Here is a 25,157-nt window from a genome sequence, read left to right on the forward strand (position 1 = left end):
CGCCACTAGGTGACGGGGGCTTTTATTCAGCCGATGATAACTTCAGAACTATCCGAACTTACCAGCAGTAGAGGCGATGAGGAAGGCTGCGTATGTGAGGATATAGCCGACTGTGAAGTGAGCTAGACCGACAACACGACCTTGAACGATCGACATAGCAACAGGCTTGTCTTTCCAACGAACTAGGTTAGCAAGCGGAGTCCGCTCGTGTGCCCAGACGACGGTTTCGATCAACTCTTGCCAGTAACCACGCCAGCTAATTAAGAACATAAAGCCAGTTGCCCAGACGAGGTGTCCAAAGAGGAACATCCATGCCCATACAGACAGGTTATTCATCCCGTAAGGGTTGTAGCCGTTAATTAACTGAGCGGAGTTCTGCCAGAGGTAATCGCGCAACCAACCCATCAAGTAAGTCGAAGACTCATTGAACTGGGCGACGTTACCTTGCCAGATACCGAGATGTTTCCAGTGCCAGTAGAATGTTACCCAACCGAGGGTGTTTAACATCCAGAACATCGCTAGGTAGAAGGAATCCCAACCAGAGATATCACAAGTACCACCACGACCGGGGCCATCGCAGGGGAAGGCATAGCCGAAGTCTTTCTTGTCGGGCATTAGTTTGGAACCACGGGCATCCAACGCACCTTTGACCAAGATCAAGGTGGTGGTGTGGAGTCCTAGAGCAATCGCATGGTGGACTAAGAAGTCACCAGGGCCGATGGTCAAGAACAAAGAGTTAGTACCAGAGTTAATGGCCTCTAACCAACCGGGCAGATAAGCTGCGCTGCTAGTGGAAGCTAAACTACCGGAATTTGAGAGCAAGGTATCAAAACCGTAGAGTAATTTACCGTGGGAACTTTGTACCCACTGTGCGAATACTGGTTCGATTAAGATTTGCTTCTCAGGGGTACCAAAGGCAACTACGACATCATTGTGAACGTAGAGACCCAAGGTATGGAAACCTAAGAACAGAGACACCCAACTTAAGTGAGAGATGATTGCCTCTTTGTGCTCTAACATCCGCGAGAGCACGTTGTTCCGGTTTTGCTCTGGGTCGTAATCCCGTACCCAGAAGATCGCACCGTGAGCGAATGCACCAACCATTAAGAAACCAGCAATATACTGGTGGTGGGTGTAAAGTGCGGCTTGGGTGGTAAAGTCCTGCGCCAAGAACGCATAAGGTGGCATGGAGTACATGTGTTGAGCCACCAAGGAAGTGACTACACCTAACGAAGCCAGTGCCAAACCTAATTGAAAGTGGAGAGAGTTGTTGATCGTGTCATAAAGACCTCTGTGACCGTCTCCGAGTCTTCCTCCGGGTGGTTTGTGAGCATTGAGGATGTCCTTAATGCTGTGACCGATGCCGAAGTTAGTACGGTACATGTGCCCAGCAACGATGAAAATTACCGCGATTGCTAGGTGGTGGTGCGCCATATCAGTCAACCACAAAGATTGAGTCTGAGGATGGAAGCCACCCAAGAAAGTCAAGATCGCCGTACCAGCACCTTGGGAAGTCCCAAATACTTGCTGTGCGGTGTCTGGATTTTCTGCATATACACCCCAGTTACCCGTAAAGAAGGGGGTTAGCCCAGCGGGGTGAGGTAAGGTACTGAGGAAGTTATCCCAGCCAACGTGCTGACCGCGAGATTCGGGGATGGCAACGTGAACTAGGTGACCAGTCCAAGCTAGCGAACTGACGCCAAACAAACCAGATAAATGGTGGTTCAGGCGAGATTCAGCATTCTTGAACCAAGACAAGCTCGGACGGAATTTAGGTTGAAGATGCAACCAACCAGCGAACAACATGACCGAAGCGAGGAGGAGCAAGAAGATCGATCCCGCATACAAGTCTTCGTTCGATCGCATTCCGATCGTGTACCACCACTGGTACAAACCGGAGTATGTGATGTTAACTGGGTTAGATGCACCGCCTTGAGTAAAAGCATCGACTGCGGGTTGCCCAAAGTGAGGGTCCCAAATCGCATGAGCGATCGGACTCACGTTCAGCGGATCTTTAATCCACTGCTCGAAGTTGCCTTGCCAAGCTACGTGGAACTGGTTACCAGAAGCCCACAAGAAGATGATGCCTAGATGACCGAAGTGAGTTGCAAAAATCTTTTGGTAAAGATTTTCCTCAGTCATGCCATCGTGGCTTTCAAAGTCATGAGCCGTGGCAATCCCGTACCAGAGCCGACGGGTGGTCGGATCTTGAGCGAGGTCTTGGCTAAATTTGGGGAATTTAGTTGCCATAGTTTTCTTATCGGGTTTCCTCGCGGACAAACGAGATGGTTACAGTTGATGATGCTAACTGTAACCATCTCGTGTGGCATTAATTAGCATCATGTTAATGATGGTGCCGAATCTAGAGTTCTAGATTCGATCGGTGTCAATCTTTGCGAAAAATTACATCTACAATCGATCGACACCGATAAAGAGACATCGTCTTATCAGCCGATTGCGATCGATCGAGCTAAGAAGAATGCCCAGGTTGTCGCAATCCCGCCGAGGAGATAGTGAGCGACACCAACAGCCCGACCCTGAATGATGCTCAGAGCGCGAGGCTGAATTGCGGGTCCAACGTTGAGCTTGTTGTGCGCCCAAACGATCGACTCGATTAGTTCTTGCCAGTAGCCACGACCGCTGAACAGGAACATTAAGCTAAACGCCCAGATAAAGTGCGCGCCCAAGAAAATCAAACCGTAGGCAGACAGAGCCGTACCGTAGGAGTTGATAACTTGAGAAGCTTGCGCCCACAGGAAGTCACGCAACCAACCATTAATGTTAATAGCACTAGCAGCAAAGTTACCACCAGTAATGTGCGAGACAGTTCCATCTGGCGCGACTGTACCCCATACATCCGACTGCATCTTCCAGCTAAAGTGGAAAATCACAACCGAGATGGCGTTGTACATCCAGAACAGACCGAGGAAAACGTGATCCCAACCAGAAACTTGGCAAGTACCACCACGACCTGGGCCGTCGCAAGGGAATCGGAAACCCAAATTAGCTTTGTCGGGGATTAACCGAGAGCTACGGGCAAACAAGACACCTTTGAGCAGAATCAGAACGGTGACGTGAATGGTGAAAGCATGAATGTGGTGAACCATAAAGTCCGCCGTACCCAACACAATCGGCATCATCGCCACTTTGCCACCGACGGCGAGCGTATCGCCACCGAAAGCAAGGCTGGCAGTTTGCAGCGCATTTGGTGCAGTGTTACCCGGTGCAGCCGTGTGCAGTCCTTGAATCCACTGAGCGAATACGGGTTGCAACTGAATCGCCTTATCAGAGAACATGTCTTGAGGGCGACCCAAAGCTTGCATGGTGTCGTTATGAACGTACAAACCGAAGCTATGGAAACCAAGGAACAAGCAAACCCAGTTCAGGTGCGAAATAATTGCATCGCGGTGACGCAGCATCCGATCGAGTAAGTTGTTTTGATTCATAGCAGGATCGTAATCCCGAACCATGAAGATTGCTGCGTGAGCGGCACCACCGACGACACAGAAACCGCCAATCCACATGTGGTGGGTAAATAGCGATAGCTGAGTAGCATAGTCGGTAGCTAAGTAAGGATACGGAGGCATTGCATACATGTGTTGTGCCACGATGATGCTGACCGATCCCAACATTGCCAAGTTAATTGCTAACTGAGCGTGCCAAGAGGTGGTAAGAATTTCATATAGACCTTTATGGCCTTCGCCAGTGAATGGCCCTTTATGATTTTCTAAAATTTCTTTCATACTGTGACCGATGCCCCAGTTCGTGCGGTACATGTGACCAGCAACGATGAAAAGCACAGCCAAAGCTAAATGATGGTGAGCCGTGTCGGATAACCATAGACCGCCAGTAGTAGGATTGAGACCGCCTTTGAAGGTGAGGAAGTCTGCATACTCAGCCCAGTTCAATGTAAAGAACGGGGTTAAGCCCTTAGCAAAACTGGGATACAGTTCGGCCATCTTGGCAGGATCCAAGAACTCATGTGGTAAAGGAATATCTTTTGGTGCGACACCAGAATCTAGTAATTTATTTATTGGTAGAGATACATGGATCTGGTGACCTGCCCAAGACAGACAGCCTAGACCTAACAAACCAGCCAAGTGGTGGTTCATCATGGACTCTACATTCTGGAACCACTCCAATTTTGGAGCGCGCTTGTGGTAGTGAAACCAACCAGCAAATAGCATCAAACCAGCCATGACGAGGCCGCCAATAGCAGTGGCATAAAGCTGTGTGGAGTTGGTGTACCCTGACGCTCTCCACAGTTGAAACAAACCAGAGGTGATTTGAATCCCGTGAAAACCGCCGCCAACGTCTGCGTTGAGAATGTCTTGACCGACAATCGACCAGACGACTTGGGCACTGGGTTTGATGCCAGTAGGGTTGGTGAGCCACGCTTCATAGTTAGAGAAACGGGCACCGTGGAAATACATCCCGCTCAACCATATAAATATGACGGCGAGATGACCGAAGTGAGCACTGAAAATCTTACGAGAAACGTCTTCCAAGTCACTGGTGTGACTATCGAAATCATGGGCGAGAGCATGAAGATTCCAAATCCACGTAGTGGTTTTTGGTCCCTTCGCTAGGGTGCGATCGAAATGACCTGGCTTACCCCACTTCTCGAATGAAGTAGGAACTGGATCTTTGTCAACGACTACCTTTACTTTTGCTTCCCGCTCTGGCGGACTAATTGTCATGAGGATTGTCCTCTCTAGACAAGGAACGAGGTGATACCCAACTGAAATGCCCGTTTCTGAGGGAAATGGAGCCAAAAGCCTCGTTCGATCCCTTTTAAATTCTATTAGAAATAAAAGTATCGAACCGCGCACAATCGAGCAAAACAAGTCTGCCCTTTCGGCACCGCTGTTGATGAATTATAGGTTGATGGCCTAGCCTTATTCACCATTTGTTAACAATAATTCAAAGTCGCTCTCCAGAATGATTATGTCGATCTTAATTTGATGGAGCTGGGATAAAAGTCAAGCTTAATACATTTATTTTAAACAATCTTAACGATCGCCAAAGTCATACATCAGCCCACCTCTAACAGCGATCGCAATAGTCTGGTGCTATTTGCTTCTTTAATGGATAACATTGAAATTTTCAATTATATTTACATATCTACATAAATACTGTTATTTGAGTTCTCTGATGCCAAACGTCAATAGTTCAAAAATTCGCTAACCCTAGTAAAATAGGCAATGCAAACTAGTAACTTGTGAAGCAGAGGTACGGGTGTTGAGAGCGAATCTGAAGTGGAAATTAGTTGCTCGGTTATGTTTGGGATCGTGCTTGGCGGCGACTCTAGCAATCGGGATCGCTGGCTGCGAGCCATCTGCTCCCGACACAACGACTAACTTGGTGGCTGTAACCTCACCCAATCCGGTTTTAAATAATACCGATGGTCCCTTAGCAGAAGTCAATACACCAACAAGTATCTCTAAACTCGCTCCGAGTCTAGAAAAATTTCAGCCTCAAGTGCGGATCCTCAGCCCCAAACTCGACGAGATGCTCTCAGACGATCGAGTTAGTGTCAAATTGCAAGTAGACGCTCTGCCCTTATTTAAAAATCGAGAATTGGATCTGGGCAATCATTTAGAGGTAATTCTCGATCGTCAAACTTACCAAGAAGTATTCGATCTGAGCCAACCCTTGGTTTTTAAAAATTTAGCGGCTGGAACCCATACTTTACGTGTCTTCGCGGCACGTCCTTGGCATGAAAGCTTTAAAAACGATGGTGCCTACGCACAGGTGACATTTCACGTTTTGACGAAAACTGCGGAAAATCAGCCCGATCCCCAACAGCCGCTACTGACGTACAATCGCCCCTTAGGTGTCTATGGAGCGGAGCCGATTATGTTGGACTACTACGTTACTAACGCTCCAGCACGGGTAGTAGGAACCGAAGGTCAAAGCAGTGTCACGAGATGGCGATTGCGAGTGACAATTAACGAGCAGCGATTTATGCTCGATAGCGTTGGTGTAGCTTCAAAAAATAGCATAGAAGCCGCCGATCGAGAGCAACGCTGGACGCCAGTATACCTGCAAGGATTCCAACCGGGCAAAAATTTAGTGAGATTAGAATTGGTAGACGATCGCGGCAATCTCATCCCAAATGCCTATAACGATACGATTGAAATCGTCACTTATAACCCTCAAGCCAAAGATAGTTTGGCTAAACTTATTGAGGGTAAGCTAGAGCCGATTGTCGCTAGTGCGTTTGTCGATCCCAGCTATATGGTGGCGATTAACCCAGCACCTGCGCCTACGCCTGCACCAGATCTCGCCTCTAAGCCAGTCATCACGCCCGTCCAGATACCGACACCCGCGCCAACTACTACCCCAGCACCTGCACCCGTACCCAGCCCAATTGCCGCCATTCCCGCGCCAATAACTAAGCCTAGCGTGAGTCCGGTCATCATACCAGTACCGAGCGTGTCACCCCAGATCGAGGCCCCTGCGCAGACGCCAAGCCAAAGCAATCCCAAAACGCCACCCAAACCTAGCAATTCAGAGCCAATTGACAATTCGGCTCAGAAAGATAATCTCAATAAAATCCCGATCGCGCCAACTCCGACTATGACACCTAGCGTCCAGCCCTCAATGCCACCATTATTAATCCCCGTACCAGTCACGATCGCGCCAACTCCGACTGTAACTGTAAAGCCCAGCGTTCAGCCCTCAACTCCACCATTATTAATCCCCGTACCAGTCGCGATCGCGCCAACTCCTGCTGCCGCAACCCCATCACCGACGATCGTGGTTCAGCCCAGTCCAGCTCCTGAAATAGTCATAAATCGTCCAGAACCGAGTCCGCAACTAACACCACCGCCAATTCCAACACCAAAACAGACTCCGACTCCCCAGCCAGTTTTGGCTGTTAAGCCATCTCCGAGTCCAGCTCCTCAACCGCCGAGCGTTACACCTCCAAGCAATCCTATTACAGCATCCCCACAGCCACAGAGCCAAATCGAGCCAAAACCGGAGCAAACTTGGCAAACACAAACGCTCGAATTAGCAAAAATAGCTAGGGCGAAAATCAGAAAATTTACGAATACTATTCCCGCCAAAGCCCAAAGATTTGGAAAGAATCTACATACCTTTGCGGGGAATGTCATGAATTGGCTTGAGGAGTTACGCGATCGGAAGATAGGTTAGATTGCTGCTATCGACTGAAGTCACCGCTGGTGATGCAAAGTCCGCCCACGCGGACTAAATATCTTTAGGATTAACCCAGAAGTATTGCGAGATCTTCGCTGCTATGGCTCCTCTCGAAATCTGCGTTCGCACCATTGGAAATAAAGAGTCAAAATTATGAGCGATCGGCAAATTTGGACTGATATTGAGGCAAATATTACTCAAGCTACGGGTCAGCAATTTGCGCTCGGCGATCGACGCTCGATCGGTGGTGGTTGTATCAATCAAGTTTATTCGATCGCTAATTCTCTAGTTTCATCCTCAACTCTCGATCGATCCGATCGGTATTTTGTTAAGCTCAATCAGGCAAATTTGGTTGAGATGTTTGCAGCGGAAGCTAGAGGATTAATCGAAATAGCCGCAACTGCAACTATTAAAGTGCCAATCCCAATTTGTTGGGGAACGAGCGGAGATCGCAGCTATTTAGTTTTAGAATATTTAGAATTAACAAATAAAGTTAACGAGCAAAGTTGGCATGAATTAGGTAGTAATTTAGCCAAGCTACACCGTCACCAAATTAACGATCGAGCGGCATTTGGTTGGCATACAAATAACACGATCGCATCGACCCCGCAAATTAATATTTGGCAAGAAGATTGGGCAAACTTCTTTATGCACCACCGAATCGGCTATCAATTAGAACTCGCCCGCTGCAAGGGTGGTAATTTTGCCAAAGCAACAACATTACTCAACGCAATTCCGCAACTACTCGACGGTCATCAACCGAAACCGTCATTAGTTCATGGCGATTTGTGGGGTGGAAATGCCAGCTTTACAAGTACTGGCATTCCCATTATTTACGATCCAGCAACTTACTGGGGCGATCGTGAGGTCGATTTAGCCTTAACTGAATTATTTGGTGGTTTTCCAACTGCTTTTTATCAAGGATACGATCGAGTTTATCCCGTAGATTCTGGCTACTCTCAGCGCAAGGCTTTATACAATCTTTATCACATTCTCAATCACTACAATTTATTTGGTGGTAGTTACCACAGTCAAGCCGAACGCTCGATCGACTCAATTTTGAAATACTTGTGAGCAAGACAGAGGAAGTGGATAGTATGAAATATTCGATACTAAGTCATCAATTATTAATTACCTAAATCGCCTTAGAACCCGCACTACCAGAACCTTGAAACATTAGCCAAGAGAGGAAAAAGTTAGAAATAAAAATTGCCAACAGCGAAGTTACTACTGCTGTGGTGGTCGATTGCCCGACACCTTTGGCACCACCTGTAGTCGTTAGTCCCCAACTGCAACCGATAATTGCAATTAAGGCACCAAAACAGACTGCTTTAATCGGTGCGCTGCATACATCCCAAATTTCTAGAAAGTTACGAGCTGATTCTAAGAATACTCGTGCGGGCATTCCAAATAAACTAGTAGCAACGATTAAGCCGCCAATCATCCCCGTGACGATCGACAAAACAGTCAACAATGGTAGCATTACACAACAAGCTACCAAGCGGGGGATTACTAAATAATCGACCGGATCTGTCTTTAAAATGTAGAGTGCGTCGATTTGTTCGCTAACTTTCATCGTGCCAATTTCGGCAGCAAATGCCGAGCCGACTCTACCAGCTAATACGACGGCGGTAAGTACGGGGGCGAGTTCGCGAGTCAGAGCCAGCGACAAAACCCCGCCCACGATTTGTCCCGCACCGATATTAATAAATTCCCGCGCTACCTGAATGGTAAATACCATCCCAATCGTGGTAGCTGTCACTAATGCGATTAAAAGTGATTCTGGGCCGACTAAAGCCATTTGCTCGACAATATTTGCATAATTAAATTTGCCCCTCAGAATATGAACAATCACTTGTCCACCCAAGAAAATGGCTGCCACAAACCGCCTAAACCACAAGCGCATATCAATTTTAGGTTATCGATCGTTAGTAATACGATTATACGAGAAGCACGATCGCTGTAAAACTAATGTATCGCAATTATTCAAGCCATACACCGCCAGATCGAGTTCAAAATGCTCTTGACAACAAACTACAATCGATTTTCGATCGGACGAACGACTTTGCCAAGGATTGCATTCATGTTTCGATCGATGGGGTATTTTAAGATAGGCTTTGTTTAGTTTCCCTCGGTAGTAGTTATATTTATGGTAGCAGTAGCAATTTTGGCAGCGGGCAAAGGTACGCGAATGAGATCGGACTTACCCAAGGTACTACACTCGCTAGGAGGTCGATCTCTAGTCGAGCGGGTGCTGATTGGTTGCGAACAATTACAACCCGAGCGGCAATTAGCAATAGTCGGTTATCAAGCTAACCGAGTCAAAGAAGCACTGCTGCATTATCCCGACTTGGAGTTTGTCGAACAAGCCCAACAATTAGGTACGGGACATGCCGTTCAACAATTACTCCCCCATTTAGAAGATTTTGAAGGGGACTTGCTAGTCTTAAATGGCGACGTTCCACTTTTGCGTCCTGAGACGCTCAAAGCACTCTTAGCGACGCACCAACACCATCAAAATGCCGCAACTATACTCACAGCCCAAATTCATCATCCACAAGGCTATGGGCGGGTCTTTTGCGACAGCAATAATTTACTCAAGGAGATCGTCGAAGATCGGGACTGTACCGACGCACAGCGTCAAAATCGGCGCGTTAATGCCGGAATATATTGTTTTAATTGGCCGAAACTCCAAGCAGTATTGCCCAAATTGCAAAGCAATAACAGCCAACAAGAATATTACATTACCGATGCAGTTAATTTCCTCTCGCCAGTGATGGTTTATGATGTGCCTGACGATCGAGAAATTTTAGGCATTAACGATCGTCGTCAGTTAGCGACTGCTTATCAGATCCTGCAATCGCGGATCAAAGATGAGTGGATGGCTGCTGGCGTCACGATTATCGATCCCGACAGCGTGACGATCGACGATACCGTCCAAATCGGCGTGGATGCAATTATCGAGCCGCAAACTCATTTGCGAGGTAAAACCACAATTGGTGTTGGCAGCCGGATTGGGCCTGGTAGTACGATCGAGAATAGCGACATCGGCGATCGCGTCACAATCTTGCATTCGGTGGTAATCGATAGCTCGATCGGCGATAAAGCGAATATCGGCCCCTTCGCGCACATCCGCCAACAAGCTACCGTCGGCGAATCCTGCCGGGTCGGCAACTTTGTCGAGTTGAAAAAAAGTACTCTTGGCGACAATACTAACGTCGCACACCTATCATATATTGGCGATGCAACTGTGGGCAAGCAAGTCAACATCGGTGCGGGCACAATTACGGTCAATTACGATGGCAAACACAAACATCACACCACGATCGGTAACTTTACACGGATTGGCTCCAACAACACCCTGATTGCGCCACTAAATCTAGGCAATGGTGTAACTACCGCCGCAGGCTCGACAATTTCCGAGGATGTCCCAGATGATTGTCTGGCGATCGCCCGATCTCGTCAAACGATTAAGCCAGGTTGGCGACCAAAATGGCATCAAGAATGAGCGACGAAGTCACTGGTGTAGTTTTAGAGATGTCATGTCATCTCTAAAACTATTTCTTCAACTAAACCGCTATTCGACCGAGAAACCACCTACCATAGGTTTGTTTCTAGGCGCACACTAACATAGCTAAGAGACTTGCTATTACTTAACCTCCCGATCGGTTCCGGTCTGGTGCGTTACGCTACGCGATAAGATACCCTACAATCTAGAGCGAAATTTGCTTTGATGAAAAATAGAGAGTGCCAGTAGTAACAGGGTGGAAATCAATCGATTTTAGTAAATTCACACTAGCAAATCGATCGAGAAAATTTAGCGATAGTAACTAACCAAGCACCAACTCAATTAAACTTCGGAAGGACGAAAATTAGAGATCGAGTTAATGGTATCGAAACAAAAATTAGCACCAACCAAGCACCAAAACCACAGTGCCACAACAACGATCTTACCAACTTCGATCGCCAATGATGATGGCTGCTGTTGGGCGATCTCGCTTGTACGATCGGCCATCGATTCTGAATCGATCGCGATTGGTAACATCAATTCTGATAAGGGAACCACCTTCAGTGTCGAGCTGCCAAAACTCTTGCCAGTAGGTAGTTTCGTGCGAGCTAGAGAACTTGTTACTAATTGAGATAATCCAGAAGAGTGAGGTTGAAGCATAGATTCGACAACAGGTCGGAGTATGGTGCTGGAAATTTGTGTCAGTAAGCAAAATTAGCCGTCTATTCTGTACCGAACCGTTAATTCTTAGCTCTAATTCGCTCTAGACTTGAGATATAGGTCGTTGTTACTAAGGTGTTGGCAAATATAGATAATTGGTATCTAATTCAAGTACACGATAGCGTAGATGTCAAGTCCGAATCGAGAGTCGGTTGGTAAAAAATCGAACTTCCCACCGAATTCCCTTAAGTCTAATTGAAACAGACATGATTATTAATCCGAAAATCCCCCGATCTTATGAAAATTGATTTCGATCGCTTGTCGGTATAAACACGGAGATAAGTATCATTGACCTCAGAAATCGAATTAAATTCATCGAGCGGTAGCAGCCTAATTTATCCCGCGCTACTTATTTTATCGATCGATTGCAATCTGTCAACATTGAAGATCGATTAGATCGGCCATGTCTTCTCCAGTCTTTACCCCCAACCCTAATGAACCGCAGCTTCTGGATTATTGCTATTATTAATTTCATCAATGCACTGAGTTTTACGATCCTGATTCCGACAATTTATCAATACGGGCGAGAGTTTAACCTAAGTGACAAGGAAACTAGCCTCTTATTTGCAATATTTTCGATCGCTCAATTCTTTGCTACGCCAATTATTGGCAAACTATCGGACAGGTTTGGGAGACGACCGTTATTGATTATCAGCTTAGTCGGCACCGTAATCGGTAACTTTATGGCTGGCACCGCAACTAATGCGCCAGTCCTATTTTTTGCCAGATTTTTAGATGGTGTGACGGGTGGTAATGTCTCAGTGGCTCAAGCTGTCATCGCGGATGTCACTACTCCAGAAAATCGTGCTAAAGGATATGGGATTTTTGGTGCGTCACTGGGATTGGGATTTGTCATGGGGCCAGTACTCAGTTTAGTCGCCCAACAACGTTCTCTAGGCACAGCATTTTTGGTTTCTTCAGGAATTGCCGCATTCGCCTTAATTTTAACAATACTTTTTTTACCAGAAACATTACCCGAACGCACGAATAACAATACGAATATTTTCGATCTGGGGTTACGAGATTTGATTAGAGGACTAACTTTTCCCAGAATAGGAATCTTATTTATTATCAATCTTTGTGTCGGGACGACATTCACCTTATTTACTTTTGCTTTTCAACCTTACTACCTGAAAGTATTGCATCAAGATAATAGGTCTTTGACATTGTTGTTTTTTGCTATTGGTGTAGTCGGTGTAGTTGTTCAGCTTCAAGGAGTAAAAATATTAACTAGGTATATTAGTTTTGTTAAAATTTTATTTCTAGGCTTATTCTTTCGTAGTTTATCATTCGTGCTAATGCCGATCGTCCCAGATATTTATTTTTTCTTAGCTATTAGTACGATCTTTGCTATATTTAACTCTGTCGTACAACCGATGATTAGTACGCTGATTTCACTCAATACGACTCCAGAAGAACAAGGAAAAATGTCCGGACTCAATGCTTCTTATTTAAGTGCTGCAAATGGCATCGGCCCAGTTATTGCTGGATTGATGGTAGACCAAAATAATCCGACAACTTATGGGTATCCACTATATCTAGCCGGGATTTTTACATTCATAGTGTTATTTTTTGCCGTCCGCAATCGTCGTAAATTCACGCCCAAACAAACCCAGCCAACTACCTAATCTACCTTTAGTCCTGAGTCCACGTTCGTAGCTGTAAATAAACTAAACCAGACGTAAAAGCTAATAAGACCATCGCAGCGGCTGCGGCGTAACCAAAATCAAATTGAGCGAAAGCGCGATCGTAGATATAATAGACTAATAAATTAGTAGAATTCAATGGCCCGCCGCCCGTAATAATATACACTTGCTCGAAACTTTTAAGCGTAAAGATTGTAGTTGTAATCGCCGTAAGAATTAACGTCGATTGCATTCCAGGTAAAGTGATATGTCGAAACTGCTGCCAACTATTTGCACCATCTAATTCTGCTGCTTCATAGCGATTGCTAGGGATTGCTTGTAAACCAGCTAAAAAGACAACTAGATTGAAACCAATTTGCTTCCAAATACTCAAAATAATGATGACAGGCATCGCCCATATAGAATCGCTCAACCAGGCAATTTTGTCAAAGCCGAAGCTACTCAGTAAAGCATTAATCGCGCCATCTGCTTGGAATAGCCAGCGAAAACCCAGTCCAGCCGCTACTAGCGAGACGATCGAGGGAATAAAATAAATCGTCCGAAAAATACCCGCAAAGGGCACATTCTGATTTAATAATACGGCCAGTCCTAAAGGAATTACAATACTCGGAATTACCGTCCCGATCGTAAAATAAAGAGTATTACCGATAACTTGCCAAAAATCTGGCGAAAGTAGCAATCTTAAGTAGTTATTAATACCCACCCACTGTACGCCCGATCGCGTAAAACTGCCGCCAGTAAAGCTTAAATAACCCAGATAAATAATTGGAAAAATCAAAAATATGCCCAGCAATGATAAAGCTGGAAATAAAAAGACTCCTGCGGCAATATCTTCTCGATCGAGTAACATTGCCAACCGATTAAAAAAAGAACGCGATGATTTGTATTTATGACTGTTCATAGTAAAGAGCCTAACTTTTGAAAATTAATATGAGAACGATCCGGCTATACTCAATCGGGTTGTAATCTACTCATAACTACAGTTGCCGACCGATCGTCAGCCTAAATTACCGATCGATTATTTGCGTTCGATTCCTCAATTTCTACTTCCTAACTCCTAAAATAACCCGTGGACGGATTCATTAACTTAAAAAAATTGCCAGACTGGACTTCTCACGATTGTGTTGCCAAAGTGCGGCGGATCTTGCAGACAAAAAAAGTCGGGCATGGCGGGACATTAGATCCTGCCGCAGTAGGAGTATTGCCGATCGCCATCGGCAAAGCAACTCGATTGCTACAGTATTTACCTGAAGGCAAAGCATATCGAGCCATTATCCGACTCGGTATCGAGACAACAACAGACGATTTGGCTGGAGAGACGATCTATTCGGAGCCAGCATCCGCCGTGACGATCGATCGCATCCGAGCGGTAATTCCCGAATTTATCGGCGAGATCGTCCAAACGCCGCCCATGTATAGTGCCATCCAAGTAAATGGGCAAAGATTGTATAAGCTAGCGCGCGCTGGCGAAGTCATTGAAGTACCTACTCGCCTAGTAAATATCCATGTAATAGATATCCTCAACTGGACGCCAGGAGATTTTCCCGAAGTTGAGGTACAGATTAATTGCGGTGGCGGCACATATATTCGCTCGATCGCCCGCGATTTGGGCGTTAAGCTAGGTACTAGAGGCGTATTGGCAGTTCTAGAACGCAATGCCAGTTGCGGCTTTGAGTTGCCGGAGAGCATCACCTTAGAAGAATTAGAAACCCAACAGCGCGCGGGGACTTTTATCCCCATTGCGCCCGATCGTGGATTGGCTCATTTACCAACAATAACCCTATTAGATGCCGATCGAGTTAAATTCTGGAGTCAGGGGAAACGGTTACCGATCTCCGAACTTCAATTGACACCTGCAAATTCCGAGCCGAGCGGCTTTGTGAAAGTCATGGACGAACAGCGGTGCTTGGGAGTAGGCGAAATCCGCCAGATTGAAGGCGAGAATTTATTAGTTCCTCAGACAGTATTGCTCTAATAACGCCAGTTTAGGTTAAGGATATTCGCCTTGTTTGATTACCGCCGCCGATTAACATCGGAGCTTGTGAGGCAAAGTCCGCCTGCATTGGCAGAGGAGCGGTTTTCAACCGCTTGGGTTGTAGGTAGCAACTTGGGTTAATGCTATGATAATTTTTCGACTCTTGCCGATTTAGAGTCGGAGATTGACTAATCAACAGTATTTATTCTGAGGACGATCGATGGTTGTTTCAGTTGGCTCTAGTACGGATCTCGAAATTGTAGCGGCTTTAGAAGCAAATGCCGATCTCATCTTCGATTTACCCGATCCCGAAGATGAAGCAGTCGGAGATTTTGATTTTCGACAGCGGTACGATGACGCTTGGCTAGTCTGTGACAGCTTCGATCTGCAAACTGAGATTTGGCGCGGTAGAATTTTACGGGCGATTCGCGATCGAGAAAAAAAAGGCGGCGACGGACGCGGCGAGGGTTTTCTCAACTGGCTCAAAGATCGAGAACTCAGCAAGAGTCAGGCGTATGCGTGGATCGAACTTGCTAATAGTGCCGATACACTCCTCGAAAATGGCGAACTTTCCGCATCTACACTCAAAAATTTTAGCAAACGCGCCTTCGTCGAAACGGCCAAATCTTCACCAGAAGTCCAACAACTAGTTACGGATGCGGCTGAAAGAGGAGATCGGATCACTCGGCGCGAAGTCCGCCAACTCTCCGACGAATGGATGGCGATGAGTTCCGATCTGATTCCCGATGAAGTCAAAGAACAAGCCGCCGCTGGAGCCACTCCACCGCGCTTCATCGCGCCTCTAGTCAAAGAAATGGAGAAACTACCCGAAGCACATCAACTGGCGATCCGGGACGAAATAGCCGCCAATCCCGACGTCGATAATATCAAGCTCGTCACCAGCAACGCCCGCAGTTTATCCAAATATCTCGATGCTGGCGCGCAGGTACAAGTCCTCAATGATTCTAAAGTCGATCTAGCTACCGCGCTCGAAGAAGCAATGCGCGTGGGATGTCTCCCTGTCGCCGCAGATGTGCTCAAGCAAGCCGCACAATTGGAGCAAACGATGACCAAATTCTATTTAACCTGGAAACGTTTGGGCAGTTTAGTAGACAGGTTGTATGTCGATACAGGTGCCAGTACGCCCAACTTACGATCGCTCATCGCCTGTGTCGAACGTCTCTCTAGCGAAATCGTCGAAGTACCTCTCGATGATAGTGGCGAAAATGCCATCCGCTTACGCGTGATGACTGGAGAATAACAGACTAGTGAAGAGACTGTCTAAACAACTCACAAAACGCATGCCAATTTCTCCTCGTCTAACTGTCGAAAACCTTGCTGCTGATAGAATCTTTTAGCACGATCGTTTTGGAGATGGACGCTGGTATCGATCCGCAGTACACCGAGATCGAGTAACTCTTGTTTGAGATCTTGTAATAAAGCCGAACCAACACCTCGACCCTGCTTGGAGCTAATGACAAACACGTCATCGAGCTTGGCAACAATCCCCCCGATCGAAGTAGAAATAGCAAAGCAAACCATACACACGCCGACGGGTTCGCCCTCAAGATAGGCTAACCAGACAAAACCGAGTTCGGGCAATCGTAAAAACAGATCCAACGCTCTCCTTAGCTCCGGTTCCCCTCCGCCACCATAAACAGCACTGCTATCGAGATAATATTCGTCCTCGCCCAGAAAAGAACGCAATAGACTAAACGCATCCTCACTCGACTCGCGCGTCATTTTTCGGCATTCAATCATTTACTCCCTCCCATCGGATCGATCGTTCTTACATTGTAGATTTTGTCCGCAAGCAATAAGACTAAAGGATCGGTTTTAACGATCGACCCACCATCCAAATCGATTGGCTCTGTGTAAATAACCGCTAGAAGATTGCCAAAACCTAAGTACATAATAGAAGGTAAGACGTTTGGAGAAGATGGCAAATGGTGCATACCCCAGTCAAACAAAGCGCGCTCGAACAACTACTAGATCTGCCCGATGCTAACGCCATCGAGTCTAGCAATGGTCGGCTCGTCCCATTACCAATACCGCAAGTTCATCGCAGTATCATCCAACGACAATTACTATTTGCCATCGATCCGCTGTTAAACGAACTCGATATCGCCCAAGCCTTCCCGTCACTACACTGTACTTTTGGCGATCGATCGATAATAGCTGACATCGCCGTGTTTGAAGATGTCAATATCGCCACTGACGCGCTGGGCAACATCGAAGATACATTCGCAATTTCTCCAGATTGGATCGTTCAAATTCTGCCACCCACCCGCAGCATTACTACAGCTCTTAAAAATATTAATTACTGTCTCGCCCATGGTACTCAAATGGGATGGCTCATCGATCCGATCGAGCGATGCGTATTCACGAGCGGAGCTGAGCGCACCTTCGAGCTGATTGAAGATCCCGCTACAATTTTACCAGTGCCACTATTTGCCGCATCGATCGAGCTGACAATCTCTCAGTTATTTGGAGCGATCGCTAAAAGTTATCGAAAATCGACATAGCATAATCGGTAATCAACCCAACGTCACCAGGCGATCGCGAGTTACCATATAAAAATACAATGCGCTAAGAGCGGAATAAATACATGGTACAGTCCCAATATTACGGCGGCGATAGCTATTACCGGACACCGCCACCAGATTTACCCTCACTGCTACTAAAAGAGCGGATTGTCTACATGGGCGGGCCATTAGTATCGTCCGATGACTACAAGCGGCAAATGGGCTACGATCCTACCAAGCTATTGATCGCCCAATTGCTATATCTCCAATTTGACAATCCCGAAAAACCGATTTACTTCTATATCAACTCCACTGGGACATCTTGGTATACAGGCGACTCGATCGGGTTTGAAACCGAAGCTTTCGCGATTTGCGACACCCTCGGCTACATTAAGCCACCCGTCCATACGATCTGTATCGGGCAAGCCATGGGTACTGCCGCCATGATCCTCGCCGCAGGTACCAAAGGCTGTCGCGCCAGTCTCCCGCACGCGACCATCGTCCTCAATCAGCCCCGTAGTGGCGCGCAAGGACAAGCCAGTGATATTCAGATTAGGGCCAAAGAAGTCTTGGACAACAAGACTGCAATCTTGGACATCTTCTCGCACAGTACGGGTCAACCCGCCGAGAAAATCGCCAAAGATACCGATCGGATGTTGTACATGACACCCACCGAAGCTAAAGAATACGGCTTAATCGATATCGTTCTCAATAGTGCCAAAGATTTACCTACAGCGATTCCAGCTTTGGTCTAGAGAGTAGAGGGTAGTGAAAATAGTCAATAGTGGATAGTGAATTTAGACGCAAGCGTTTTTATTCACTCCATCCATTCAGCCACCCATCCACCCATCTACCCCCTAATTCCTATCCCCTATCCCCTATCCTTATGCCTGTCGATCGGATTTTAAACGTACCTTACAACCTTCCTGGCAGTCAATATTGGCAGTGGATTAACATCTACACGCGGATGAGTCAGGAACGGATTATCTTCCTCAACCAGCCGATTACCGATGGATTGGCAAATAGCATGGTGTCATCGCTGCTGTATCTAGAGTCAGTCGATAATACCAAGCCGATCTACCTGTATATCAACTCACTGGGCGATCCTGTCGCCGCTGGGATGGCAGGACAAGAAATCGGGATGATGTCTGTGATGGCTGGATTGGCAATCTATGACACCATCAAGCACATCAAGTCTGAGGTTTATACGATCTGTCTCGGTCAAGCAATGGGTATTGCCACACTCTTGCTATCTGCGGGCACACCGGGCAAACGTGCCAGTCTCCCTCATGCCTCGATCGGCTTAATGCCAGCCCGTGCGGGCAGCCGAGGACAAGCTTCGGATATTGTCATTAATGCTGCCGAAGTCTTGGCAAAAAAAACCAACATCATCGATGTACTCGCTCAAAATACAGGTCAATCGCCCGAAAAAATCGAGCGAGACAGCGAACGGATGTTTTATATGACCGCCCACGAAGCCCAAGCCTACGGCTTAATCGATCGAGTCTTAGAAAGCTCGAAAGAGTTGTAATTAGGCTTTAGGTTTTAGGCTTTAGGCTTGAGGATTAAAGACGCTTGCGGCTATCTAATGCACTACTCACTCATACCTAGAGCCTAAAGCCAAAAGCTTCTCCCCCTCTCCCCCTCTCCCCCTCCCCTAAAATTCTATGTCAATCGGCGTTCCTAGCGTTCCATATCGCTTACCTGGTAGTACTAACGAACAGTGGATTAATATCTACGATCGATTATTTCGCGAGCGGATTATCTTCATGTTTGAAGAAGTCGATGCTGGCATGGCAAATGCGATCGTGGCTTATATGCTCTATTTAGATTCTGAAGACTCCAGCAAACCGATCTATCTCTATATCAACTCCCCTGGCGGCGAAATTACTGCCGGGATGGCAATTTACGACACGATCCAGCATATTAAGTCAGAAGTTGTCACCATTTGCGTCGGGTTGGCTGCTTCGATGGGTGCTTTTTTACTCGCGGCTGGTAGCCCTGGCAAACGCTTGGCGTTACCCCACGCACGAATCATGATCCATCAACCTTTAGGTGGTACCGGACGGATGCAAGCATCGGATATTCAAATCGAAGCCAAGCATATCCTCGAAACTCGCACGCTGCTCAATCAGTTGATGGCGGATCGATCTGGCCAAACCTTAGCACAGATCGAAAAAGATACCGATCGAGATAACTTTATGTCCGCAGCCGAAGCAATGGCATACGGTTTAATCGATAAAGTTGTCGAAACTGCTAATGTCCGCTAATTGTAATTGATTTAATTTCTCAATTATCAATAACAAATCCCTACTTTGACTGGTATCTGTTTTATAGATACATCAAAGTAGGGATTTGTTGTAATGATAGATCTGCCCTCGATTCACGCGCGCGATCGCCTATATCTATCAAAAAATATATAATCCAATCTGAATTATGACTCGCTCTATTTGATATCGATCCTAGCTAGATCTTCATTTAAAAAAGACCGAGCGGGAATACCCGAACCTTCGCAATAGCTAAGCATAGATAGGTTTAGCTAAATATTTAAAGATTAAACAAGTGACAATTCGATTCTAGTAGTTCATTAGAACTAATACAATAAAAATTACAAATTGGTAATAAGTTCGATCGAGAGTGCCAAAATGAACAATTTGGTGTAAACTACAACACAGAAACAATTAGCCGAATTAATCGTACCAAAAGATAGATTGAGAACGAACTTTCTTAATAAGGTTCGATCTTAAATGTAAATAGGTAGTCAAATTCCTTTTCCCATAGCTCACAAGTTAGTCGCTATACCTCTAACCAAATATCTAAACTATAAAATTGCTTCAGATATTAGTACTTGAGTATTAGTAATTCAGCCGCGATCGCATTTACCAGTCAAGCTAATGGCACGACTAATTGCGAGCGAGGGTATCAAGGATCTCCTTTGTCAATGAGCCATTTTCACCAAAACTTTATTACGGTAGTAATCGATTTGTACGGTTTAGAACTTGATGGCCATCAAGTCGATACTCTCGTGGCAAATTGGTTAAAAAAATACGATAATAACTGGATTATCAAAGCGATCGTCGAGTCGCTGTACAGAGGTAGATACAAAATCGTATCTGTCGATAATATTCTTAAAGACTGGCAAAGACTCGGCAAACCGCGTTACAATTTCACGCCAGAATACGAGCGTGAAATTTTACAAAATTTACCAGCCGTAGTCGAGTTACCTACGACTTCAGATTCACCAGTACAGGTGTCTGCTGAGGAGCCAGTTCAAGCCGATTTTTCGGTAGCTTTGCCCTCTCGACAAGATGCCAAGCTGCTCAATCCCGAAGAGTCGGCACCCTTTCAATACCATCATTACCCAAGTCCAGTTCCACCCGCCAATCCTTCTGGATCGGACAAAGCGGCGTCAGAAGATCGGCAATTAAAATTAGCAAATACTACAAAGTCGGTCGAATCATCTTCAAATACAGAAGCTGATTCCCGCAGTTCTGGGCGATCGGCTTCAACCACCCATGTAGATCCAGCCGAGATCGATACAGATCGTGAAGATCGGGCAGAGCCAGACAAAGTTGTAGCTCAACCGACCAAAAGTAAGCTATTCTGCACTCTCAAAGCAATTGTCGATCCCAAAAATCGTCAAGCTTCCAATTGCTTGTTGTTGCCATCGATCGGCATCGAGAAGCCAGATCGAATGCATATAGATCGATTTAAGCTACCTCTCGAAAATCTGACCGAGCAGCACCAATTATAATCGCTCGCATCTTGCACTAATTTAAATACACTAGTGCTCAGTGTAGATTCAGGGTACCTACAAGGGTTACCCCTAAATAATTAAGGGGTAATTGTTAATTCGTAAACGTCTCAACGTTTGCGCAGTACTTGGAGTAAAGTAAGGAAATAACTAGGGATCGGTGCTGTGGCACTAATCAGCTCTGCGGTATGGGGATGAATTAGCTGTAGCTGCCGCGCGTGGAGAGCTTGTCCTGGCAGATTGATGCCAATCGATCTCCCCGTTCCATATACCGGATCGCCGACGATCGGATGTCCCATTTGTGCCGCATGAACGCGGATCTGATGAGTTCTGCCAGTTTGTAGACGAAATCTAATTAGGGTAAAGCCGCGCAATCTTTCTTCGATCTGCCAATGAGTAATAGCAGATCTACCACCACGATCGAGCGGCACGATCGCATTTTTTTGGCGATCGACCGGATGGCGTCCGATCGGTAAATCGATCGTCCCACTATCGACCTTTGGTGCCCCGTAGACTACCCCTAAATACTCGCGCCTAGCAGTTTTAGCTTGAAGCTGTTGTTGGAGGTGCTGGTGGGCAAAATCGGTCTTGGCGATCGCGATCGCACCAGTGGTATCTTTGTCCAAACGGTGGACGATACCAGGACGCTGAATGCCACCGATACTAGAGAGCGGACAATGAGCGAGTAGGGCATGAACCAAGGTACCAGTACTGTGTCCGGCGGAGGGATGAACTACCATGCCTGCGGGTTTATTTACAACTAATAGGCATTCATCTTCGTAAAGGATATCGAGTGGAATTGCTTCGGGTATTAGATCGAGCGCATCTGGCGGTGGGATGACAACACAGACTCGATCGCCAGATTTTAATTTATACTTTTTGTCATTGCAGTCTCGATCGCCAACTCGAACGTGTCCTTGAGAAATGAGTTTTTGCCAACGCGATCTCGAAAAATCGGGTAATTGTGCGGCTAACCACAAGTCAATTCGCGGTTCGGTGAGATCGTCAGTTGCGACAGTTAATTCGATAACTTCAGCTACTTCCTCATCCGAGAATCGTTCCTCGATTGCTAAATTAGTTACGCCAACTGTATTTATTACGTTCATTTTTATCGTGCTATGAAGAATAGATTTCGCCGCAGTCGGACTGTGAGAATTGCCAATCAAGATGGTAGACTTGTCATTCACGGAATGGGAAATTGGTATCACCTATGGCGAGACCCTTATCATTTACTACTAACTGTGCCGTGGATTGGATTTATCGGCATTGTTTCGGTAGCTTACTTGCTGCTTAATACTGTGTTTGCGTTGGCATATTTAGTTGGTGGAGATTGCTTGGAAGGCGCGCGTCCGGGTTCTTTTACCGATGCCTTCTTTTTTAGCGTCCAGACTTTAGCTTCAATCGGTTATGGTGCGATCCATCCCAAGAATTTTTATGCTAACTGCGTGGTGACGCTCGAAGCGATTGCGAGTTTGTTATTAATGGCGGTAGTAACGGGACTAGCTTTTGCGAGATTTTCGCGTCCGATCGCCAAAGTATTATTTAGTAAGTTTATCATTATTACCACTCACAATCGGCAGCAGACGCTGATGTTTCGAGTTGCCAACGAGCGTCATAATTTTATTTTGGAATCTACGGCTCAAGTTTATTTGATTATGGATGAAATTACTGCTGAAGGTGACTTTATGCGACGGATTCAAGAACTAAAATTGTTACGCCACCGTACTCCCAGTTTAATCCTAACTTGGACGATCGCGCACCAGATCGATGCCGATAGTCCGTTATATGGTCTCACTACTCTCGATTTGCAGCACCGACATGCTGCGATTAGCGTGTTGATTGATGGTGTCGATGAGACGGTTGCTTATAAAATTACCGCCCGACACAGCTACAATACCGCTGAAATTATCTTCGATCGACAGTTTGAGGATATCATTCACAAAGCCGAAAACGGAGATCGCTACTTTGACTATAGTCGATTTCATCAACTGCGATCGATTGAGGAAATTGAGGAGCGGAATGTAGATCTGTTATGACTTTAATCGGTTAGTAAACTCCACATTTAGTCGAGCGAGCAATTGCAGCCAGTAGTCGGTATAAAAGTAAGTAGGTAAATTACTCGGCGGAAATAGATACAAATAATGTGCGTACAAACCCGCAGCGGCAGCCAATAATTGCCAAACAACAATTAATAATAGCGACTTTACTTTACCCCAACCCAAAGTTTTGAGATCTAAGCTAACTAATAAACCTGCCGCACACAAAACAACAGCATCGACAAAAAACTGCACCCAAGTTAGTAAAATTACCGAGCCGATACTCCCAATAATCACCAGAATTAGTGCGCGCACATCGGTTTTAAAAAAGCCCCCAAAACCAAACGATACGCTGCGACTGGGGTAAGTAACAAACGCAGCCATCGCCACCACAGCAAAAGCTACCATCAACCAGATTTCTCGATTCCTAGTCCAATCGTATAGCAACCAACCGAAGGTCATGTACGTTAAAAATAGTAATACTAAAGAAATCCATGGTAGCTTGGGCAGGCGAGAAGTTGGGCGATCGAGTGCCATACGCTAAAATGTCAAAAGGATATCGATACCAGTCTATAATATCTGTGAAAATGCACCGATGAATTACTTCTGATCCTGAAATTGTCGAGCTAAGTTGAGTGCGTTTGTAGATTTGTTTTTGTTACCTTGTTGCTGATATAGTTGCGCCGCAGTCTTCAGATCGCTAACAGCACCGCCGCGCTCTTTGAGAGCCTGACGTGCCGTGCCTCTGTTGTAATATGCTTCGGCGAAATTAGGATCGAGTTCGATCGCTTTTGTAAAGTCTTTCGTCGCCCCTGCCAAATCTTGGATTTTTCTGCGTGCGAGTCCGCGATTGTTATATCCAAAAGCATAATCTGGTTTGAGTTGAATACTTTTATCGTAGTCGGTGATTGCCCCCGATTCATCACCTAGAGTGCGCCGTAAGTTTGCACGACTGTAATAGCTCAGATAATAATTAGAATTGAGCTGAATCGCGCGATCGTAATCGGCCATCGCGCCGCGATTATCCCCCAGATCTGCTTTAGCCCACGCTCGATTATTATAAGCCAGATGGTAAGTAGGATTTGCTTCAATTGCCAGATCGTAATCGGCGATTGCGCCTTGTCGATCGCCTGACTGATATTTTGCCAAACCTCTATTTAGATAGGCATCAGCACGATTGGGTTGAAGGTTGAGTATTTGCGAAAAATCGGCGATCGCCCCTGTAATATCACCCGATGCCTGAAGAAGATTGCCCCGATTGAGATAAGCATCGGTAGATTTTGGCTCGATTTCAATCACACGCTTGTAATCGCTTAAAGCTCCTTGCTTATCGCCAAATTTAGCTTTGGCAACCGCTCGATTAAAATAGCTATTCGCACTCTGAGGATTTAATTTAATTACCCGATCGTAATTATCGATTGCCTTTTGACGATCGCCAGAGAGATCGTACGCAATCGCCCGATTATAAATAGCCTTTTCAAAATTAGGCGCGAGCTGAATTGCTTGAGAAAAGTCAGCAATCGCACCAGTATAATTTTTCTGGATTAACTTTTGATTGCCAGAATTGAATAGCTCTTCAGCCTGTCTTTGCGGAGTTTGAGCCAGGTTATAACTATCTTTAATTCCAACAGGCAATAAATTATCGGCGATCGCCCGATCGTTACTAACAATAGCTGCCGCAAATACGATCGATAGAGCAGTTACAATTCTAAAGTTTATAAATAGTTTCATAACTAAAAAGCTTGATAAAACAACAATATTATTGCTTGAGCGTAGAATATATTTTTGATTTATACAGTCCAACCATCACGTAGTCCAGTCTACTAATA

General features: G+C 45.9%; 22 protein-coding genes. 13 read left to right on the forward strand and 9 right to left on the reverse strand.

Features of this window, described 5'->3' with window-relative positions; translation table 11 throughout:
- Nucleotides 1–48: 48 nt before the first annotated feature.
- Both psaB and psaA read right to left on the reverse strand, forming a co-directional pair.
- On the reverse strand, nucleotides 49–2,250 hold the full coding sequence (gene psaB / locus CHA6605_RS14125; RefSeq protein WP_015160124.1) for a photosystem I core protein PsaB: 2,202 nt from the start codon (nucleotides 2,248–2,250) through the stop codon (nucleotides 49–51).
- 197 nt (nucleotides 2,251–2,447) lie between these two features.
- Entirely contained in the window at nucleotides 2,448–4,700 is a 2,253-nt protein-coding gene (gene psaA, locus CHA6605_RS14130) for a photosystem I core protein PsaA (protein WP_015160125.1), read from the reverse strand.
- A gap of 538 nt (nucleotides 4,701–5,238) precedes the next feature.
- Between psaA and CHA6605_RS14135 the strand changes: the two genes are divergently transcribed.
- Together CHA6605_RS14135 and CHA6605_RS14140 are read left to right on the forward strand one after the other, a co-directional pair.
- Nucleotides 5,239–7,161 (forward strand): hypothetical protein, encoded by a 1,923-nt coding sequence (locus tag CHA6605_RS14135; RefSeq protein WP_015160126.1) that lies wholly within the window; start codon nucleotides 5,239–5,241, stop codon nucleotides 7,159–7,161.
- A gap of 156 nt (nucleotides 7,162–7,317) precedes the next feature.
- Nucleotides 7,318–8,238, forward strand: a complete 921-nt coding sequence (locus CHA6605_RS14140; protein WP_015160127.1) for a fructosamine kinase family protein — start codon at nucleotides 7,318–7,320, stop codon at nucleotides 8,236–8,238.
- Nucleotides 8,239–8,299: 61 nt separating this feature from the next.
- Here the strand turns inward: CHA6605_RS14140 and CHA6605_RS14145 are convergent, their stop codons facing one another.
- On the reverse strand, nucleotides 8,300–9,070 hold the full coding sequence (locus tag CHA6605_RS14145) for an MlaE family lipid ABC transporter permease subunit (RefSeq protein ID WP_015160128.1): 771 nt from the start codon (nucleotides 9,068–9,070) through the stop codon (nucleotides 8,300–8,302).
- Between the two features lie 65 nt (nucleotides 9,071–9,135).
- Between CHA6605_RS14145 and CHA6605_RS34175 the strand changes: the two genes are divergently transcribed.
- Nucleotides 9,136–9,273: a hypothetical protein gene (locus CHA6605_RS34175; protein WP_157259990.1), complete on the forward strand. Its 138-nt coding sequence runs from the start codon at nucleotides 9,136–9,138 to the stop codon at nucleotides 9,271–9,273.
- Between the two features lie 40 nt (nucleotides 9,274–9,313).
- Entirely contained in the window at nucleotides 9,314–10,672 is a 1,359-nt protein-coding gene (gene glmU, locus CHA6605_RS14150; protein ID WP_015160129.1) for a bifunctional UDP-N-acetylglucosamine diphosphorylase/glucosamine-1-phosphate N-acetyltransferase GlmU, read from the forward strand.
- Between the two features lie 342 nt (nucleotides 10,673–11,014).
- Here glmU and CHA6605_RS14155 read toward each other — a convergent pair whose 3' ends face one another.
- Nucleotides 11,015–11,332, reverse strand: coding sequence for a hypothetical protein (locus tag CHA6605_RS14155; RefSeq protein WP_015160130.1), 318 nt, complete (start codon nucleotides 11,330–11,332; stop codon nucleotides 11,015–11,017).
- A gap of 494 nt (nucleotides 11,333–11,826) precedes the next feature.
- Here CHA6605_RS14155 and CHA6605_RS14160 point away from each other — a divergent pair, with 494 nt between their 5' ends.
- Nucleotides 11,827–13,020 (forward strand): MFS transporter, encoded by a 1,194-nt coding sequence (locus tag CHA6605_RS14160; protein ID WP_015160131.1) that lies wholly within the window; start codon nucleotides 11,827–11,829, stop codon nucleotides 13,018–13,020.
- Nucleotides 13,021–13,027: 7 nt separating this feature from the next.
- Here CHA6605_RS14160 and CHA6605_RS14165 read toward each other — a convergent pair whose 3' ends face one another.
- Nucleotides 13,028–13,939: a carbohydrate ABC transporter permease gene (locus tag CHA6605_RS14165; protein WP_015160132.1), complete on the reverse strand. Its 912-nt coding sequence runs from the start codon at nucleotides 13,937–13,939 to the stop codon at nucleotides 13,028–13,030.
- Nucleotides 13,940–14,107: 168 nt separating this feature from the next.
- On the opposite strand from CHA6605_RS14165, the gene truB reads away from it, so the two are divergent.
- Together truB and CHA6605_RS14175 are read left to right on the forward strand one after the other, a co-directional pair.
- The gene (gene truB, locus CHA6605_RS14170; RefSeq protein WP_015160133.1) at nucleotides 14,108–15,013 is read left to right on the forward strand and encodes a tRNA pseudouridine(55) synthase TruB; all 906 of its coding nucleotides are present in this window, start codon (nucleotides 14,108–14,110) and stop codon (nucleotides 15,011–15,013) included.
- A gap of 220 nt (nucleotides 15,014–15,233) precedes the next feature.
- Entirely contained in the window at nucleotides 15,234–16,274 is a 1,041-nt protein-coding gene (locus CHA6605_RS14175; protein WP_015160134.1) for a hypothetical protein, read from the forward strand.
- Between the two features lie 29 nt (nucleotides 16,275–16,303).
- Here the strand turns inward: CHA6605_RS14175 and CHA6605_RS14180 are convergent, their stop codons facing one another.
- A complete protein-coding gene (locus CHA6605_RS14180) occupies nucleotides 16,304–16,774 on the reverse strand; it encodes a GNAT family N-acetyltransferase (protein ID WP_015160135.1) in 471 nt (156 codons plus the stop codon).
- A gap of 185 nt (nucleotides 16,775–16,959) precedes the next feature.
- Here CHA6605_RS14180 and CHA6605_RS14185 point away from each other — a divergent pair, with 185 nt between their 5' ends.
- The 5 genes from CHA6605_RS14185 to CHA6605_RS31645 all read left to right on the forward strand — a co-directional run bounded on the left by CHA6605_RS14185 (nucleotide 16,960) and on the right by CHA6605_RS31645 (nucleotide 21,292).
- Nucleotides 16,960–17,538, forward strand: coding sequence for a Uma2 family endonuclease (locus CHA6605_RS14185; protein ID WP_015160137.1), 579 nt, complete (start codon nucleotides 16,960–16,962; stop codon nucleotides 17,536–17,538).
- Between the two features lie 83 nt (nucleotides 17,539–17,621).
- A complete protein-coding gene (locus tag CHA6605_RS14190) occupies nucleotides 17,622–18,293 on the forward strand; it encodes an ATP-dependent Clp protease proteolytic subunit (protein WP_015160138.1) in 672 nt (223 codons plus the stop codon).
- A gap of 131 nt (nucleotides 18,294–18,424) precedes the next feature.
- Nucleotides 18,425–19,069 (forward strand): ATP-dependent Clp protease proteolytic subunit, encoded by a 645-nt coding sequence (locus CHA6605_RS14195; RefSeq protein ID WP_015160139.1) that lies wholly within the window; start codon nucleotides 18,425–18,427, stop codon nucleotides 19,067–19,069.
- Nucleotides 19,070–19,205: 136 nt separating this feature from the next.
- Nucleotides 19,206–19,808: an ATP-dependent Clp protease proteolytic subunit gene (locus CHA6605_RS14200; RefSeq protein WP_015160140.1), complete on the forward strand. Its 603-nt coding sequence runs from the start codon at nucleotides 19,206–19,208 to the stop codon at nucleotides 19,806–19,808.
- A gap of 578 nt (nucleotides 19,809–20,386) precedes the next feature.
- A complete protein-coding gene (locus CHA6605_RS31645; RefSeq protein ID WP_051038873.1) occupies nucleotides 20,387–21,292 on the forward strand; it encodes a DnaD domain-containing protein in 906 nt (301 codons plus the stop codon).
- Between the two features lie 110 nt (nucleotides 21,293–21,402).
- Here the strand turns inward: CHA6605_RS31645 and CHA6605_RS14210 are convergent, their stop codons facing one another.
- Entirely contained in the window at nucleotides 21,403–22,398 is a 996-nt protein-coding gene (locus tag CHA6605_RS14210) for an RluA family pseudouridine synthase (protein WP_015160142.1), read from the reverse strand.
- Between the two features lie 12 nt (nucleotides 22,399–22,410).
- Here CHA6605_RS14210 and CHA6605_RS14215 point away from each other — a divergent pair, with 12 nt between their 5' ends.
- The gene (locus CHA6605_RS14215; RefSeq protein WP_015160143.1) at nucleotides 22,411–23,328 is read left to right on the forward strand and encodes an ion channel; all 918 of its coding nucleotides are present in this window, start codon (nucleotides 22,411–22,413) and stop codon (nucleotides 23,326–23,328) included.
- On the opposite strand, the gene CHA6605_RS14220 is transcribed toward CHA6605_RS14215, so the two are convergent.
- Nucleotides 23,323–23,865: a hypothetical protein gene (locus CHA6605_RS14220; RefSeq protein WP_015160144.1), complete on the reverse strand. Its 543-nt coding sequence runs from the start codon at nucleotides 23,863–23,865 to the stop codon at nucleotides 23,323–23,325. The two genes, CHA6605_RS14215 and CHA6605_RS14220, sit on opposite strands and share 6 nt — an antisense overlap.
- 63 nt (nucleotides 23,866–23,928) lie before the next feature.
- Nucleotides 23,929–25,059 carry a tetratricopeptide repeat protein gene (locus CHA6605_RS14225; protein WP_015160145.1) on the reverse strand — a complete coding sequence of 377 codons (1,131 nt, stop codon included), beginning with the start codon at nucleotides 25,057–25,059 and terminating at the stop codon, nucleotides 23,929–23,931.
- Nucleotides 25,060–25,157: the final 98 nt, after the last annotated feature.

The organism is Chamaesiphon minutus PCC 6605, from assembly GCF_000317145.1.
Taxonomy (GTDB): domain Bacteria; phylum Cyanobacteriota; class Cyanobacteriia; order Cyanobacteriales; family Chamaesiphonaceae; genus Chamaesiphon; species Chamaesiphon minutus.

What these genes read in the sequence shown, in the direction of transcription:
- psaB (WP_015160124.1), bottom strand. Translation starts at nt 2,250, where the DNA reads ATGGCAACTAAATTCCCCAAATTTAGCCAAGACCTCGCTCAAGATCCG.
- psaA (WP_015160125.1), bottom strand. Translation starts at nt 4,700, where the DNA reads ATGACAATTAGTCCGCCAGAGCGGGAAGCAAAAGTAAAGGTAGTCGTT.
- CHA6605_RS14140 (WP_015160127.1), top strand. Translation starts at nt 7,318, where the DNA reads ATGAGCGATCGGCAAATTTGGACTGATATTGAGGCAAATATTACTCAA.
- CHA6605_RS14145 (WP_015160128.1), bottom strand. Translation starts at nt 9,070, where the DNA reads ATGCGCTTGTGGTTTAGGCGGTTTGTGGCAGCCATTTTCTTGGGTGGA.
- CHA6605_RS34175 (WP_157259990.1), top strand. Translation starts at nt 9,136, where the DNA reads ATGTATCGCAATTATTCAAGCCATACACCGCCAGATCGAGTTCAAAAT.
- glmU (WP_015160129.1), top strand. Translation starts at nt 9,314, where the DNA reads ATGGTAGCAGTAGCAATTTTGGCAGCGGGCAAAGGTACGCGAATGAGA.
- CHA6605_RS14155 (WP_015160130.1), bottom strand. Translation starts at nt 11,332, where the DNA reads ATGCTTCAACCTCACTCTTCTGGATTATCTCAATTAGTAACAAGTTCT.
- CHA6605_RS14160 (WP_015160131.1), top strand. Translation starts at nt 11,827, where the DNA reads ATGAACCGCAGCTTCTGGATTATTGCTATTATTAATTTCATCAATGCA.
- CHA6605_RS14165 (WP_015160132.1), bottom strand. Translation starts at nt 13,939, where the DNA reads ATGAACAGTCATAAATACAAATCATCGCGTTCTTTTTTTAATCGGTTG.
- CHA6605_RS14175 (WP_015160134.1), top strand. Translation starts at nt 15,234, where the DNA reads ATGGTTGTTTCAGTTGGCTCTAGTACGGATCTCGAAATTGTAGCGGCT.
- CHA6605_RS14180 (WP_015160135.1), bottom strand. Translation starts at nt 16,774, where the DNA reads ATGATTGAATGCCGAAAAATGACGCGCGAGTCGAGTGAGGATGCGTTT.
- CHA6605_RS14185 (WP_015160137.1), top strand. Translation starts at nt 16,960, where the DNA reads ATGGTGCATACCCCAGTCAAACAAAGCGCGCTCGAACAACTACTAGAT.
- CHA6605_RS14190 (WP_015160138.1), top strand. Translation starts at nt 17,622, where the DNA reads ATGGTACAGTCCCAATATTACGGCGGCGATAGCTATTACCGGACACCG.
- CHA6605_RS14195 (WP_015160139.1), top strand. Translation starts at nt 18,425, where the DNA reads ATGCCTGTCGATCGGATTTTAAACGTACCTTACAACCTTCCTGGCAGT.
- CHA6605_RS14200 (WP_015160140.1), top strand. Translation starts at nt 19,206, where the DNA reads ATGTCAATCGGCGTTCCTAGCGTTCCATATCGCTTACCTGGTAGTACT.
- CHA6605_RS14210 (WP_015160142.1), bottom strand. Translation starts at nt 22,398, where the DNA reads ATGAACGTAATAAATACAGTTGGCGTAACTAATTTAGCAATCGAGGAA.
- CHA6605_RS14215 (WP_015160143.1), top strand. Translation starts at nt 22,411, where the DNA reads ATGAAGAATAGATTTCGCCGCAGTCGGACTGTGAGAATTGCCAATCAA.
- CHA6605_RS14220 (WP_015160144.1), bottom strand. Translation starts at nt 23,865, where the DNA reads ATGGCACTCGATCGCCCAACTTCTCGCCTGCCCAAGCTACCATGGATT.
- CHA6605_RS14225 (WP_015160145.1), bottom strand. Translation starts at nt 25,059, where the DNA reads ATGAAACTATTTATAAACTTTAGAATTGTAACTGCTCTATCGATCGTA.